This window comes from Pinirhizobacter sp., assembly GCF_036499745.1.
GTDB lineage: Bacteria > Pseudomonadota > Gammaproteobacteria > Xanthomonadales > Rhodanobacteraceae > Pinirhizobacter.
Map to the genome: position 1 here is coordinate 39427 of NZ_DASYDG010000045.1, position 15619 is coordinate 55045.

10 protein-coding genes are annotated in these 15619 nt (G+C 64.9%); 5 read left to right on the top strand and 5 right to left on the bottom strand.

What is annotated here, in order from left to right:
* Positions 1-13: 13 nt before the first annotated feature.
* From aroC to VGM61_RS15450, 3 genes are all read right to left on the bottom strand, one after another.
* Positions 14-1102, bottom strand: coding sequence for a chorismate synthase (gene aroC / locus VGM61_RS15440; RefSeq protein ID WP_331523750.1), 1089 nt, complete (start codon positions 1100-1102; stop codon positions 14-16).
* Positions 1103-1114: 12 nt separating this feature from the next.
* On the bottom strand, positions 1115-2035 hold the full coding sequence (prmB, locus tag VGM61_RS15445; RefSeq protein ID WP_331523751.1) for a 50S ribosomal protein L3 N(5)-glutamine methyltransferase: 921 nt from the start codon (positions 2033-2035) through the stop codon (positions 1115-1117).
* A gap of 82 nt (positions 2036-2117) precedes the next feature.
* A complete protein-coding gene (locus tag VGM61_RS15450) occupies positions 2118-8348 on the bottom strand; it encodes an autotransporter outer membrane beta-barrel domain-containing protein (RefSeq protein ID WP_331523752.1) in 6231 nt (2076 codons plus the stop codon).
* Positions 8349-8537: 189 nt separating this feature from the next.
* On the opposite strand from VGM61_RS15450, the gene asd reads away from it, so the two are divergent.
* Positions 8538-9374 (top strand): archaetidylserine decarboxylase, encoded by an 837-nt coding sequence (gene asd / locus VGM61_RS15455; protein ID WP_331523753.1) that lies wholly within the window; start codon positions 8538-8540, stop codon positions 9372-9374.
* A gap of 139 nt (positions 9375-9513) precedes the next feature.
* A complete protein-coding gene (locus tag VGM61_RS15460; RefSeq protein WP_331523754.1) occupies positions 9514-9960 on the top strand; it encodes a hypothetical protein in 447 nt (148 codons plus the stop codon).
* 7 nt (positions 9961-9967) lie between these two features.
* On the opposite strand, the gene VGM61_RS15465 is transcribed toward VGM61_RS15460, so the two are convergent.
* Positions 9968-11464: a transglycosylase SLT domain-containing protein gene (locus VGM61_RS15465; RefSeq protein WP_331523755.1), complete on the bottom strand. Its 1497-nt coding sequence runs from the start codon at positions 11462-11464 to the stop codon at positions 9968-9970.
* Positions 11465-11544: 80 nt separating this feature from the next.
* Between VGM61_RS15465 and VGM61_RS15470 the strand changes: the two genes are divergently transcribed.
* The 3 genes from VGM61_RS15470 to greB are packed head-to-tail and all read left to right on the top strand — an operon-like array spanning position 11545 to position 14821.
* Positions 11545-13053 carry a helicase HerA-like domain-containing protein gene (locus VGM61_RS15470; RefSeq protein WP_331523756.1) on the top strand — a complete coding sequence of 503 codons (1509 nt, stop codon included), beginning with the start codon at positions 11545-11547 and terminating at the stop codon, positions 13051-13053.
* The gene (locus tag VGM61_RS15475) at positions 13053-14324 is read left to right on the top strand and encodes a hypothetical protein (protein ID WP_331523757.1); all 1272 of its coding nucleotides are present in this window, start codon (positions 13053-13055) and stop codon (positions 14322-14324) included. The genes VGM61_RS15470 and VGM61_RS15475 overlap by 1 nt, the downstream gene beginning before the upstream one ends.
* Positions 14321-14821, top strand: coding sequence for a transcription elongation factor GreB (greB, locus tag VGM61_RS15480; protein ID WP_331523758.1), 501 nt, complete (start codon positions 14321-14323; stop codon positions 14819-14821). The genes VGM61_RS15475 and greB overlap by 4 nt, the downstream gene beginning before the upstream one ends.
* Here the strand turns inward: greB and VGM61_RS15485 are convergent.
* Positions 14818-15618 carry a DUF3025 domain-containing protein gene (locus tag VGM61_RS15485; protein ID WP_331523759.1) on the bottom strand — a complete coding sequence of 267 codons (801 nt, stop codon included), beginning with the start codon at positions 15616-15618 and terminating at the stop codon, positions 14818-14820. The genes greB and VGM61_RS15485 overlap by 4 nt on opposite strands.
* Between the last annotated feature and the right edge of the window lies 1 nt (position 15619).

The window sequence follows — 15619 nt, forward strand, 5'->3', positions numbered from 1 at the left end:
GTTGGTTGGATTTTCAGGCGATACGGGGCGTGACCGGCCCCACATCACCGCACTGGGCGCGGTGCCGGAGAGCCTGGTCCATCAGCACCAGGGCCACCATGGCCTCGGCGATCGGTACTGCACGTATGCCCACGCAGGGGTCGTGACGGCCCTTGGTGACCACGTCCACGGCGTTGCCGTGCTTGTCGACGCTCTTGCCCGGGACCAGCACGCTGGAGGTCGGCTTGAGCACGATGGAAGCCACCACGGGTTGCCCGCTACTGATACCGCCAAGGATGCCCCCGGCGTGGTTGGACGTAAAGCCGTCCATGGTCATCTCGTCGCGGTGTTCGGTGCCGCGCTGGGAAACAGCGGCAAAGCCGTCGCCGATCTCCACGCCCTTGACGGCATTGATGGACATCAGCGCCGATGCCAGCTCGCCATCGAGCTTGCCGTAGATCGGCTCGCCCCAGCCCGGGGGTACGCCATCGGCCAGCACGGTAACCCGGGCGCCTACTGAATCGCCCGACTTGCGCAGGGCGTCCATATAGGCCTCAAGTTCAGGCAATTGCGCTTCATGCGGCCAGAAGAATGGATTGCCTTCCACCACGGAAGGATCGAAGCCCAGGGGGACGATCTCGCCCAGCTGGGCAAGGTATCCGGCCACGCGCACCTTGTGTTTTTCGGCCAGCCATTTCTTGGCCACCACGCCCGCCGCCACGCGCATGGTGGTTTCCCGCGCCGAGGAACGGCCGCCGCCGCGGGGATCGCGGATACCGTATTTGTGCCAATAGGTGTAGTCCGCGTGCGCGGGCCGGAAGGTGTCGAGGATGTTGCCGTAATCCTTGCTGCGCGCATCGACGTTGCGGATCAGCAGCGCGATCGGCGTGCCGGTGGTCTTGCCTTCGTACACGCCGGAGAGGATTTCCACCTCGTCGGCCTCGCGGCGCTGCGAGGTATGGCGGGACTTTCCGGTGGCGCGTCGGTCCAGGTCGTGCCGGAACTCCGAAGGCTCAAGCTCAAGGCCGGGCGGGCAACCATCGATCACGCAGCCGATGGCCGGACCATGGCTTTCGCCGAAGGTGGTGACGGAGAAGATCTTGCCGAAGGTGTTGGATGACACGGCGCGCGTTTCCTACAGGTGTCGTGACTGGCGCAGTTCGCGGATGCCAGCGGCGTGGTCAATGAGGTCCCGCCGCTCAAGCGCAAAGATGCCCATCTGGCCTACCTTGAACTCCAGCCAGACGAACGGCAGGTTCGGCAGCAGTTCCACCAGCGTCCGTTCGCTGTCACCCACTTCCACGATGATCAGCCCGTCGTCGGTGAGATGATCGGCCGCTTCGTCGAGCATGCGCACGGTGAGGTCGAGTCCATCATCACCGGACGTTAGACCAAGGGCGGGTTCGTGGCTGTATTCAGGCGGAAGCGCTGCGTATTCGTCGTGGGTAACATAAGGCGGATTGGATACGATCAGATCGTATTTTTCACCGGCGAGGCCGGCGAACAGGTCGCTCTGTACCGCGCGCACGCGATCGGCCTGCTGGAAAGTGATGTTCTCGCGCGCCAGCGACAGCGCCTCGGGACTGATGTCGGCGATGTCCACCTGCCATTCCGGGTTGTACTCGGCCATGGCGATGCCGATGCAGCCGGAGCCCGTGCACATGTCCAACGCACGCTCCACCGACCGGCCGTCCAGCCATGGCGAGAATCCGCCTTCGATCAGTTCGGCAATGGGGGAGCGCGGCACCAGCGCACGGTGATCGCTTTTGAACTTCATGCCGGCGAACCAGGTTTCACCCACCAGATAGGCCACGGGCAGGCGCTCGGTGACGCGGCGCTCGATCAATGCCAGCAGTTTGCTGCGCTCATCACGGGTAAGCCGGCCCGCGCCATAAGCCGGGGGGATGTCCGGCGGCAAGTGCACCGCGGCCAGCACCAGGTGGGTGGCCTCGTCGATCGGGTTGTCGTGGCTGTGGCCGAAAGTGAGGCCGGCCGCCGAGAACCGGCTGGCCGCGTAGCGGATGAAATCGATGATGGTGGCAAGTTCGTCGGTCACGGGAGCGCTTTGCAGCCAGGGGCAAGGCGGCAAGTATAGGGGACGCCGCCGGACGAAGCCTTGCCGACAGCGCCCCTCGCCCTCAAAACTCCATGCGCACGCCCAGGTTCAGGCCCCAGCCGCGCAGGCCCGTATCGTTCAACTCCTTCTGGTAGTCACCCTCGCCATAGATGGAGAACATACGGTTGAACGACCAGGTGCCGCCGACGCCAAGTTCCAGCGCTCGGCCGTAGCGGCCACCGTCGAAAGCCTGGGAGATATCCGTGCCCGCTGCGCCCACGGTGACCTGGGCGCGGTCGCCCCAGCCCTGAAGGTAGTTCAGCCGGACATAGGGCGTGCGCTGCCGTCCATCACCACTGTCCCAGGTGCGATACGCACGCACACCTGCCCTGCCGATCACCTGGTCGATGTCACGCCAGGCGACGGTGCTGTTATCCACATCCACCAGGCTGTCGGTCTGCAGGTGCTGCCGGGTCAACTGCAGCTGCGGCTCGATCACGTAGCCGCTGTCCAGGTGCCACGGATAGCCGGTCTCCACCGACCCATTCCAGCCGTTGGCGCGTACATGGGCCATGTCCACGCCACGCATGGGCGTGCTTATGTCCCCGCTGTGGCGATCGCCTGACGCCATGGCGTCGACGTAGAAGCCATTGGCATGCTCCCACGTAACAAACATGGCGAAACTGTTGGTGGTGAACTTACCGTGGCTGTCACCATCCAGGGCGTGTGGGTCAAGGCGCGTAGTGCCATGGGTGAAAGCCACTCCACCTCGCAAGGTGCCGCTGTCGCCATCAAGGTCCAGGATGTTCGTGCCCACCTGGAACGCATGCGTGTCCAGGTCGAAGTCGTAGCCGTACTGCTGGAACGAGCGGTCACTGTTGTAGCGGTAGTTGCCGCCGATATACCGCGCGAACACTTCACCGCCGGTGCTTTCCGGCCCCTGCGCGGCCTGCCGGATCTCGCCCAGGCGCTTATGCAGGTTGTCCATCGTCTCGTATGAGAACTCCAAGAGAGCCGTGGGCGTGGAGATATAGGCCGGCACCTGGGGTGTCACGGCACGTCGCCCAGGTGCGCAACTGTCGATGCCGTCGCTGACACACCCATCGGCCAGTGCCACCGATGGCGGGCTAGCCGCAGTCGTTCCGATCGGTACTTCCGGCAGCACGGGGTTTGCCGGTGCGCCCGGCGGCGGCGTGGCTGCCGGATTGCGTGGTGTCACCGCCGTACAGTTGTCCTGGCAAATATAAAGATTGGCCAGTCGGTAGTCCCAGAACCGGTTGCCTGCCGTGGCGCCCCTTACCACGCGCTGGCTGGCATCGGCGGCGCCCGGCTCGAACGCATACAACACGTACTGCCAGGGTCCCGCTGCAACGTAACCACCCTTCAGCCGGAAGGCATCCGCCGTGGACGTGCCGCCTACCTGCACCAGTGATATGCCTTCGGTGGCATCCGGGGCACTGTTGTGATTGAAATCGGTCAGGGCGCCGGTACTGGCACTAGCCGGCGCTACCGAAATCAACGTCGGGCCACCCGGTGTGGTGGCATTTCCGTTCACCAGCATCCGATCGGTCTCCTGCACGCCCAGCAGGCCGCCCTCGTTGAGCGTACTGCCCAGCAGCAGGCTGCCACCGCCGGAGATGTACTGGCCGTCGACGGTAAGGGTGTTTCCCGGCGAACCGGCACCGTTGGTGAGATCGATGGTGCCCGCGTTTGTCAGGTTCGCCGACAGTGGCGTGGGCGAGGACACCACAGGATGGACGTTGTCGCCGGCAAACAGCGTCGAGGAGCCGTCGATGTCGACGTCACTGCCGGCGAGCTTGAGGCCGGCGGTGAGCGTGAAGGCCGTGCCGTCGTGGAAGTCGATCGTGTTCCAACCACCGCCGAAGTTCACGCCTTGCGCAAGGTTGTCACTGGCGAACGAGCCGCCACGCGACTGGATATTGGAAAGCGTCAACGCATTGCCGCTGCCCGAACCGGACAGCAGGTGATAGGTATCGGCCAGGTCCACGCCCTGCACCAGCGCGGTATTGCCTGGCCCGGCGCCCATGGTCAGGCCTCCCTCCAGGCTGCCACCAGTCCAGGTGAAACTGTCCGCTCCTGGACCTGTGGCAACTTCGCCACGAAGCGCGCCACCGCCAAGCGTGACGCTGTCGTTGCCCGCGCTACCGGCGACGGCGATGCCTGTGTGGTCACGCGCAGTGATGGTGCCGGTGTTGGTGAACGAGGTGCCCGTACCGTTGGAAAGGTCGACCACGGGGGCAACGGTGCTCAACGAGGTGAGCGTTCCGGTGTTCTTGGTGGTCTTGGCCGTTCCCGCTACCAGTGCCGCACCGCCTGCCGCATGGGTCACATTGGCAGTGGCAGCCGTAGTGACATTGCCCGTGGTCAGTGCCTGCAGGCCGATACCACCTGCCCCGGTCACCTGGGCAAGATATCCCGGGCCGAACGCCAGGTCCTCGCTGCCTGGTGAGCCGTCGGCGCGGCGATAGGCATAACCGACACCGCTTCCGGTGACATTGAAGGTCACCGTGGATGCCGGATCGATAGCGGTGGCCGTACGCAGGCCCGCACCGTTGGCAACGTTGAATGTTACGTCGTCGAGCCGGATGCCACCGATCTCGGCGGCGTTCTCGATGCCGTTTCCGGTACCCAGCGTGGTGATGGTGGAGCCCGACGCCATCAACGAGGCAGCCCCGGTATCCACCAGAATGCCGTGCGCTGCACCGCCGGCGGTAATCGTGGTGTCGCCAGTGCCGATGGTGAGTTCGGCGCCGCCGAGCACACGCACCGCGGCAAGGCCAGTATCGGCCGTGATGCGGCCTCCCGGTGCCAGGTTCTGCGCACCAGCGCCTTCGACGCGGACACCCGTGCCGTTGCTGACATGCACGAGTCCCGAATTGGCAAGCGTACCTCCCGCCTGCACCACCACGCCCGTGGCGCCGACGCCAGTAAGGTCGATCGAGCCGCTATTGATGAGGCTGCCGAGATTGCGCGCGATGAACCCGGTGGTGCCGGCACCTGCGCCCGTCACCGACGATTGATTGGTCAGCGTGGTCGCCACGGGCGCTCGGGCAGGTGCACCGGTCAGGTCAAGCGCCTGGCCGTCCACGATACCGCCCAGTGATGCCGGTCCCGACAGCACGACGGACGACCCGGCACCCAATGTCGACGCAGCACCACCCCGCGACTCCACTGCCGCTGCGCCATTGCCGGTGACCGTGATTGATGTATTGGAAAGGATGGCGTTGGTCCCCGTACCCGATGCGACCAGTGCGCGTGATCCAGCGCCGGACGCTGTAAGTGTAGAGGGCGATGATTGGGTGAGCGCGGCGCCGTCGTCGAGCCTGTAGATGGTGCTACGCGCGGTGTTGGCATTGAGCGTCGACAGCGCGCTGTTGATCTTCGAACCGGCGCCTGAGCCATGGAAGGCGATCTGGTCGGTGTTGCCAAAAGTCGGCACCACACCGGAAGCCACATTCAGCGTGCCTCCTGCCGCTTCCGCGCCGATCGCGCCCACACCCGTCATCTGCAGGGTTGAGCCGGCATTGAGGTTGACCACGGCACGCGTACCCTGCGCCACGGCCCCGCGCGTGCGGGCTGCGATGCTGCCAGCGGCGATGGTGAGTTGGCCGGTGTTGTTCGCGGTGGTCGCCGCCGTCGCACCCGTGGCATCGGCACGGATGCCGGTGCCGCCGCCGGTCACGGAGATATTCCCGCTATTGGTGGCCGTGGCACCGGTCTGCACCAGGATGCCCGTGCTTCCTGCCCCGCCGAAGGCGATGTTGCCGCTGTTGGTGAGCTTGCCGTTGTTGCGAGCGATGTACCCGGTGAGGCTGGGTGCCGTGGAGTTGAGCGCCGCCAGTGTCGTCAGGGTCGTGCTTGCCACTGGCGTACCCGTGCCCTTGGCGAACAGATCGTGTTTCTGGCCGTCGACGATCGCGGCCACCGCCCCGGTGCCGGTGAGGTTCATGGTGGTAGCGGCATCAATCGTGCCGATGGCACCGCCTTCGACCAGGACACCCGTCGCTCCGGCGCCGTCGACGTTGAAGGTGGCATTACGCGTATTGACCGCTGTGCCCGATGCGCCGGTGCCCAGCACCGCGATGCTGTTGGCGCCCGAGGCGCGAACCGTCAGCCCGGTGCCGTCGAACGTGGCCCCATTCTCCAGCCGGAACAGGTTGGACCGCGGCGTGGTGACATCAAGCAGGGCGCCGGGGGCCACGTTGATGTGCGCATTGGGGCCGTAGGCAAAGAAACCGATTTCGTCGGTGCCGGCGAAGGTCGGCACCGACGTGGCGGCCACGTTGACCGTGGCACGCCCACGCGCATGGATACCGATGGCACCCGTGCCCAGCAGGTTGACCGCACCTGCGAGGTTGGCGGTGGAGGTTCCCGTGCCCTGGCCCTCGGCCCAGACGCCGTAGTTCCGCGTGCCGCTGCCGGGGTCCGCGCCGCCGGCTACATTGATCGTGCCTGCCGACGACGCAGCCGACGATGCCGCTCCGGTACTTGTCAGCTGGATGCCGATGCCATTAACGCCGTTGAGGTTGATCGTCCCGCCATTGGCGATGTCGCCACCGCTGCCGGCGCCGGCGTTGGTCACCTGCATGCCCACGTTGAGCCTGGGGACGGTGGTTGCATTGCCGTTGACATCGATCACGCCGTCGTTGTGGACCACCGCGGTCGGCGCGCCGTTTACATTCATCGCGGCGGCATTCTGCGTGAGCGCCCCGATGACGATGTGCCCGGCATTGGTGACATGTGCGTTGGCGTTGACGGTAATCCCGGTGGAAAGCGACTGCTGGTTCAGGGCGACGTCCGCGGCAGCGGCGCCTGTGGTGAATTGCGGGGCGCGGCCCAGGTAGATGAGCCCGTTGGCCTGGTTGGTGAAGGTGCTCGTGTCGTCATCGACGCGCACTCCCGTCAACGAGCCGTTGGAGCGGGACCCTGTGACACCGAGGTTCATCGTTCCGCTGTTGATGGCGCTCGATCCACCGGACACGCGCACGCCCACCGCCGCGCCAGCCCCGTTGGTCGTACCCAGTGCCAGGTTGAGCACACCGGTATTGGAAAAATCGCTCGCGCCGCTCAGATCGACGCCAAACCCACTATATGAGCTGCCAGTCGGGGCTGCCGTTCCGTTGCGGAACAGACCGTTGTTAAGCACGCCATTGTTTGCCGCATGGCTGGCCGACGTCACCAGCATCGTGGTGCCGTCACCAGTGGTGTGCGTCGTCGACAACATGCCGTTGTTGGTGATGGTGGCGCCCTGCTCGGCGCGCATCGCACCCCCATTGGAATTGACCACTTCCAGCTGTCCCGGCGCTGCCACCGTACCTGTGGCCTGTGCGCCAACGGCATGCACGACCACACGCAGCCCGATCGGCTGGAACACTTCATCGGTGCTGCCAGTGGCAGTGATTCCGTAATCGATGTTTTGCGTGGCGGTGGTAACCGCCTTGCTGAATTCGGTGTTGTAGTTGGCCGGATCCAGGTTGCCCGCTTGCAACTGGGTGATCAGGAAATTGTTGTAGGCCTGCAATTGCGCAGCGTTGGTCACCGTGTGCGAGGTGGTCATCCCATCGACTGTGGTGACGTTGAAGGTGCCGCCGTAGGTCACCACGTTGGTCACCGCGAACAGCCGGTCGGCGTCGTTGGGCGTGGCCGCGGTGCCACTGAACGTGATGCGGTTGACCGAGTTCCAGTTGATCGCACTGGCATTGCCCGCTGTTCCGTCGGCGTAGAACATCGACGTCTGCTTGGCATTGATGGTCCAGCCATTGGTAGCGGCCGTCGGCCCGCTCGCTGGCGTGCCGATGCCCACGTTCATCGTGCCCCCGGCGGAGGTGATGGTGCCTACGCGCATGTTGATGTACTGGCCGCCATTGACCAGCACGACGTCCGGCACGGTGCTGGTGTAAGCCACCGGGGCGATGTTCACCAGGTTGGCGGTGGAATACGTCGACACTACGCGATTGCCGCCGGTGATCGTGTCGGGAACCGTCACCCCGAACGATTGCGGCCCGGGTGACAATCGCTCGGCACCAATCCACTGCGAACCGGAAAGGATGCGGCCGGCGTCGCGCAACGATGCCAGCGTGGTCGACACGCTACCGTCAGTCCCGGCGGCGAAGAGCTGGGGTCCGGACAGGTTTACCGTGCTCCCCGCGGAAATGATGGTCGCACCCGCGAGGCCGTCGTTGACCTGTGGATCGTAAGCAGCAAGAGTGACGTTCTGCGCCTGCACGGCGCCCACGAAACAAAGTGCCACGGCGCAGGCCAGGGCACGACGAGACAGGGTTTGTTCGTTCACGATGGAAACTCCCCACAAGGCATCCTCGGCCGCCATGGGCCAGCGAGCTGGCTCCCCGTAAGCGGATGTCCCCTGTGGTGACGGCGGTGAGCGGTCGCCGTGAAGCGAGCTTGGCCCTTTTCCAGTGAAATGAATGTCTTCGCAGGTTCATGCGGGGGAAATGGCGACGCTGACGATATACTTGCGCCGATGAAGCCCAAGGTCCTGCTGCAATACATCCTTCCCCACCGCGCCCTGTCCCGGGTCGTGTACTGGGCGACCCGCTGGACTTGGCGTCCGTGGAAGGATTTCCTCATCAGCCGTATCGTCAAAACCTACCAGGTGGACATGCACGAGGCGGCCCAGCCCGACCCTGGCGCCTACCAGCACTTCAACGCCTTCTTTACCCGAAAGCTGCGCGCCGATGCTCGTTCAGCCGATCCGGATCCCCTGGCCATCCTGAGCCCAGCCGACGGCAGGATCAGCCAGGCCGGACGCATCGAGGAAGGTCGGATCTTCCAGGCCAAGGGCCAGTGGTATACCGCCGCCGAGCTATTGGGCGACGAGGCAGCCGCCGCTCCGTACCGGAACGGCAGCTTCGTTACGGTGTACCTGTCGCCGCGCGACTATCACCGCGTGCACATGCCCTACGGCGGCGAGCTCGAAAGAACGGTGCATGTGCCCGGCCGCATCTTCAGCGTGGCGCCATTCGCTGTGCAGGCCATCCCTCGCCTGTTCGCGCGCAACGAACGGCTGGTCTGCCAGTTCCAGGGGGACCGCGGCCCGTTCGCCTCGGTCATGGTGGGCGCCATCCTGGTCTCCAGCGTGGCCACTGTCTGGGACGGCCTGACCATCCCTCCCTACGCCCAATCCGTCCAGGTACGTGACTGCCGCGGCCGTGGCGTGCGGCTGGAGCGATTCGCTGAGATGGCCCGATTCAACATGGGCTCCACGGTGATCCTGCTGTTCCCCGAAGGAGTGCAACTGGACAGCCTCAGCCCAGACCAGGTGGTTAGGGTCGGACAGCGGATCGGTAGCTACAGCTGAAACGTTTTCCCCAAAATGGGGAAGCTGTGGGAAATAAGTGACCCGGCTGGTCATCTTGTGACCAAATAGGCGTGCAATTGCCCACCATGATTGTTATTCTCCGGTTCAGTTAAGTCTCACGTGTACTCGGGGAGCCAAGATGCGACTGATGAACCGGTTGGTGGCCTTCAACCGCGCCTTGCGCTTGCGCCGGCAGTTGACGGAAATCCAGAAGCTGATCGACGGCCTGCCACCACGCATGCAGCCGCAGCTGGCCATCTTGGTTCGCCGCGAACTCGACCTTGCCGGAAAGTGCGCATCCCCAGCCTTTTACGGCACGCCGGAAGACCACCCGCCGGGCGATGTCGGTACCGGTGCGGATGTCGGCCTGGTACGTGCACGGTCGGAGAGCATGCAGGCGCGGATGCGCGGCATCGCCCTGTGGATCGCCGTGGTGTTCCATGAAAGCCGTGGCTCGAAGGATCCACAGATGCTTACCCTGCATCGCGGCATCATCACGGTGCTGCGCCAGTTTCGTGAAGTGGAGCAGCCCACCGACGCCACTGTTGCCTGGATGGGCAACAGCAACAATCTGTCGGTGAACTAGAAGCCGCCTAGCGGCAGGTCGGCACCTTCAAGGTCTGGCCGGGGCTGAGGTGATGGCCCGAAATCCCGTTCATTTTTGCCACTTCTTCCACGTTGGTGCAGTCGAGCTTGCGCACGATACCCACCAGCGTGTCGCCACGCCGAACCTTGTAGCGTCGCGTCCCGTGCGGACGCGACGCCGCCACGGCCGGTGCAGGCGGCGGTTCGACCACGACCGGCTTGACCGCCGTGTGCAGGTCATTGGCAAGGATCGGCCACGGGCCTGTCGTACAGCTGGCCGCATAGGCCTTCTCCAGCACCACTGGAACCACCATGCGTGAACCGGTGGGTTGCGGCACCTGGGGATCCAGTCGCGGATTGAGGTTGCGCAGGGTGCGGAACCAACCCTCGTTCATGCCTCCGGCGCCACCCAGGCACACCGTCAGTTCGCTGATCGAAGCGGGCCGCTGCAGGGTGATGGAGCCTGGCACGCCGTCGACCTTGGGGAATTTCAGGTGGTAGCTCTCTGGATGCAGGAACAACCATGCCGCGGCCAGCACCATGGGCACGTATTCGCGTGTTTCGGGCGAAAGCTGGTTATAGATTTCCGGGTCGTAGAAGCCTGCACCAGGGTATTGCTGGGCCAACCGGCGCATGCGCCCCTCGCCTGCGTTATAAGCGCCAAGCGTTAGCTCGAGGTTGTTGTTGAATTGCGCCAGCTGCTCGTCGAGGTAGGCTGCGTTGGCGCGCGCGGCCAGCTGCGGATCGAATCGCTGGTCGAAGCCGTCGGCGCTCGATAGCCCGAAGCGGATGCCGGTGGCATACATGAACTGCAGCGGGCCGGACGCTCCCGAGCGCGACACCGCGTGCACCTTGCCGCCGGATTCCTTGGCGAGGATGCCGAAGAGAACGGCCTCGGGAAGATCGTCCTTCTGGTATTCCGGCCACATCTGGGCACGCAGGTACTGGTAGTTGACGTAGGCGTCCATCAATTGCGGGCGCCATTGGGTGAGCCACATTTCCAGCGCCGCCTTCACCGGACCGTTCATGGCCACGAGGTCTGACAGCTTCTGCCCGTGCAGCATGGTGACGCTACGCTGCACCTGCGGAACGGCCGTACTGATTGGCGAAGCCCCGGAGGTGGTTTGCGTGTCTGGGGTCTGGGCGATGGTGTCGTCTTCCTCGCCGGCGATGAAGTTGGCGTCCTTCAGGCGCAGCAGGCGGTCGTACACGCTCAGGACCCGCTCCGGATCGCAGCCGGATGCCGGCGTGCAACGCGCGGCAATGTCCTTGAGCGCATTCATCGAGGCGTCCAGGGTATGCGCGGAGCCTGCGGTGTCGCCCTGGCGGGATTGCTCAATGGCCGTCTCATACCCCTTGCTGGCCTGGTCCAGCTGGGCATAGAGCGAGTCGACGGCGGCTGGCGCGCCAGCCTTGGGCGCCGCGCTGCCCGCGCACCCGGCCAGGACAGCGATGGCCGCGGCGAGCGGCAACAGGGAAAGCGAACGCAACGACTTCGACGACACAAGCACAGCCCACGGCTTTTGATCCGGGCACCTTACGCGCCTGCACCGCTAGAATCCACCGCAGCCACGGGAGAAACGTCATGTCGGGAATATTCATCGGCCGCAATGCGACGGCCAGCATCGAACTGGACCCCCGCTATGGCAATCGCCACGGCATGATCGCCGGGGCTACCGGAACCGGCAAATCGGTCAGCCTGATGCTGATGGCGGAGGGTTTCTCGAAACTGGGCGTGCCCTGCTTCCTGGCCGACGCCAAGGGCGACCTTGCCGGGCTTTCCCAGGCGGCAGCGCCCGCGGGCGACAAGCTCAAGGCGCGCCTGGACAAGCTCGAACTGGCTGGCTGGCAGCCGGGGGCGAACCCGGTAGTGTTCTGGGACCTCTTCGGCAAGCTCGGCCATCCGGTCCGCGCCACTGTATCGGAGATGGGCCCTACCCTGCTCGGCCGCATCCTGGAACTGAACGACACCCAGCAAGGCGTGCTGGAGATCGTCTTCCGCCTGGCCGATGAACAGGGCCTGTTGCTGTTGGACATGGACGACCTGCGCGCCCTGCTCAACTTCACCGCCGAACATGCAGCGGAAATCTCCACCAAATACGGATTGGTGAGCAAGCAGAGCGTGGGGGCCATCACGCGCTCACTGCTGAAGCTCGAGCAAGCCGGCGCCAATCATTTCTTCGGCGAACCGGCACTGGAGCTGGCCGACCTGATGCGCCAGGACATGAGCGGCCGCGGCGTAATCAACGTGCTGGCCGCCCAGGACCTGATCCTAAACCCCAGGCTCTATTCCACCTTCCTGCTGTGGCTTCTGTCCGAACTCTTCGAAGCGCTGCCCGAGGCCGGCGACCTGGACAAGCCCAAGCTGGTGTTCTTCTTCGACGAAGCGCATCTGCTGTTCGACGACGCACCGCCGGCGTTGCGCCAGCGGGTCGAGCAAGTGGTGCGCCTGATTCGCTCGAAGGGCGTGGGTGTGTATTTCTGCTCGCAGAACCCCGATGACGTGCCAGGCGATATCCTCGGTCAGCTGGGCAATCGCGTGCAGCATGCGTTGCGCGCCTTTACCCCCCGCGACCAGAAAGCGGTGAAGGCCGCGGCGGAAACCTTCGTCGCCAACCCGAAGCTCGACGTCGTTGCCGCCATCGGAGGGTTAGGCGTGGGCGAAGCGCTGGCCTCGACGCTTGGTGAAGGCGGCGTGCCCTGCCCGGTGCAGCAGATCCTGGTGAGCACGCCCACCTGCCGCATCGGCGCGATCTCCGACGACGAACGCGCCCAGGTGAGATCGCGCTCGCCGGTGAGCGGCAAGTACGACACCACGGTGAACCGCGATTCGGCGGCCGAAATGCTTGCCCGCCGGGCGAGTGAAAAGGCAGCCGAGGCGCCGCCGGTAACGGCACCTTCGGGCAAGGCCGGCACACCGGCACAGGCGGGAAGCGACTGGGGCGGCATGATCCGCGATGCCATGCTCGGTACCGGCCGCCGCCAGGGCATGATCGAAACCATGGCCAAATCGGTGGTGCGCACGGCCGGCTCGAAGGTGGGCCAGCAGATCGTTCGTGGCATCCTGGGCGGCATCTTCGGCGGCAAGCGCTGATGCCGATCCAGCCGACGATCGATGCGGGCGCGCGGTTCTCCGAGCGCTTTCCCTCAGCCTTCGCCTATCCGCTGCAACCGGCAGCCCTCACCACCGTGGTGGCAGTGGCCTTCGCCCAGTACCTCACCTTGCTGCCGGTGTTCGGCCTGGTGTTCTCGCTGTTGTGCTGGGGTGCGCTTTACAAGTATGCCTTCGCCTGCCTGCGCCACACCGCCGATGGTTTTGCCCTGCCCCCGGAATTCGCAGGCGATGCCGGCGGTGGCGCGGCCGCGGTGCTGATCGCAGTGCAGGTGGTGGCCGTGCTTTACCTGCTGCTGATGCCGACCTTCCTGGGCCCCGCGGCACTCGTACTGGGCGCGGCACTGGTGTTCTTCCTGCCAGCGATCTCGATGTCGCTCGCTTTCGGTGATGGAGCTCTGTCAGCGCTGAACCCGCTGCAATGGCTGGCCACCGTGAGCCGTTTCGGCGCGCCTTATTTCCTGATGGCGGGGATCTACCTTGCCATTGCCGCGGTACAGGTGATGTTGCAGCTCACCGTGGTGGGCGTGTTACCGAGGATCGTTTCGATCCTGCCGTTTTACCTCGTGGCCAACTACGCCACGGTGCTCAACTTCCACCTGATGGGTGCCTTGATGTATGCGCACGCCGACCGCCTGGGGCATTCGCCGCAGGCCGACGTATTGAACCGGGCCATGGGCAAGGGTGTAGACGAGGAATTGCTCGATCGCGTCGACACGCAGGCTACGACGGACCTGGCCACGGCCACGGGCATGCTTACCGAACGCATCCAGGAAGGCGGCGCGCCTGCGTCTTTGCACACGCGCTACCGCGAATTGCTGGGCCGGGCAGGACGTCGCGAGGAACTGCTGGTGCACGGGCAGATATGGATTGCCCAGTTGATCGCCGCCGGCGACCTCACCAAGGCCCTGGGCGTCGTGCAGGATTGCCAGGCCGTGGATGCCGCCTTCATTCCTGACGACCCGCGCACCGCAGGGCCGCTGGCCGACAAGGCCAGTCAGCTGGGCATGCCCCGCCTCGCACGCCAGCTGGCCATGGGCTATGTGCGCCTGTGGCCGAAAGACTATGAAGCCCCGTGGTACGCCCTGCTGGCGGCCAGGATGATGTTGCGTCTTGAAGAAACTTCCACTGCGCGCGGATTGTTGCTGCGCACCCGTGCGGAATGGCCCGACCATCCCATGCTCCCGCAGGTGGATGAACTGCTTGCCGAGATCGACGGCTTGCCTGCGCTGCCCAGGGACCGCAACGCATGACGCGCTGGCGACCTCCTGCCCCGCGCTCGACCGCCATCATCACGCGCGAAGGCTTTGAACGACTCAAAAGCGAACTGGACCATCTTTGGCATACCGTGCGTCCCGAAGTGGTCAGGGCCCTGGCCGCCGCGGCGGCGGAGGGCGACCGCTCGGAGAACGCCGAATATATCTATCGGAAAAAGCAGCTCGGCGAGATCGACCGCCGGGCGCGATACCTGTCCAAGCGCATCCCCGTATTGCAAGTGGCCGAAAGCGGACCGACCGACCGCAACGCGGTGTTTTTCGGCGCAACGGTGGCATTGGAAAACGAAGCCACGGGCGAGATGCTCGTGTACCGCATCGTCGGCCCGGATGAAACCGACGCCAGGCGTGGCTGGATCAGCGTGGATTCGCCGATGGCCACGGCGCTTCTGAAAAAACGCGTCGACGACGATTTCGAGGCGCAACTGCCGGCAGGTCCCACGCGCTTTTGCGTGGTGTCCATCGATTACCCCTAGGCCGTGGCCAGGACGGGCGGGTATAGCCTGCCCTCGCGCACCGGCTGGAAGCAGGCCGTGGCGCGGTAGAAGTCGGCGGCATCGCCCTCTTCATGCCATCCTGGTAGACCGCTGAGCGGGAAAGGCCGCAGCTCCTGCGGATCGTTGAGCACTTCGCCACGGCCGATCGCAGCGGCACATGCATCGAGGGTGCCGCTCGAACCGCCGAGGAACACCATGGCCTTGCCAACCAGGAGTTTGGCCGGCGTGAGCGCGTGTTCGAGCAAGGCGTGACCGAACACATGTACTGTCGTATCGCCGTTGAGCCAAGCCTGGCGATAGCCACGGAACAGCGTTTCCCAATCGTGGGCGTTCCAGGCTTCGACCATCGCAGGATCACGCAAGGTGACCACGATGCCCGCTTCGTCGAAATGGGTAAGCGCGCACTGCGAACGCGAACGCTCGCGCCGTCCCATCACGGCGATCTCGCCGACCTGCCGCAGGTTCAACGCCTGCTTGATGGCCGGGTAGCGCATCCACACCAGGGCATTGAAGAGATCGTGCCAGTTGCACTGGCGCGTGGCGATGGCGCCGGTGACGGCAATGCGCTCTTCATAGTGCAGGCCATCGGCCAGCAGTTGGGGAGTCTGTGCCACGAAACATTGCACCATGGATGCCGGGCGGTGCGCGTTGAGCACCTCGATCGAGGGCCATAGGGCGCCACCGAGGAAACTGTAGGCTTCCGACCAGGTATCGAGCGGGTGACGCCCGAGCACGCGCGCATCGAGTGCTTCGCGTGTGGGCGCCACGTAACGCATG

What these genes read in the sequence shown, in the direction of transcription:
- asd (WP_331523753.1), top strand. Translation starts at nt 8,538, where the DNA reads ATGAAGCCCAAGGTCCTGCTGCAATACATCCTTCCCCACCGCGCCCTG.
- VGM61_RS15460 (WP_331523754.1), top strand. Translation starts at nt 9,514, where the DNA reads ATGCGACTGATGAACCGGTTGGTGGCCTTCAACCGCGCCTTGCGCTTG.
- VGM61_RS15470 (WP_331523756.1), top strand. Translation starts at nt 11,545, where the DNA reads ATGTCGGGAATATTCATCGGCCGCAATGCGACGGCCAGCATCGAACTG.
- VGM61_RS15475 (WP_331523757.1), top strand. Translation starts at nt 13,053, where the DNA reads ATGCCGATCCAGCCGACGATCGATGCGGGCGCGCGGTTCTCCGAGCGC.
- greB (WP_331523758.1), top strand. Translation starts at nt 14,321, where the DNA reads ATGACGCGCTGGCGACCTCCTGCCCCGCGCTCGACCGCCATCATCACG.
- VGM61_RS15485 (WP_331523759.1), bottom strand. Translation starts at nt 15,618, where the DNA reads ATGCGTTACGTGGCGCCCACACGCGAAGCACTCGATGCGCGCGTGCTC.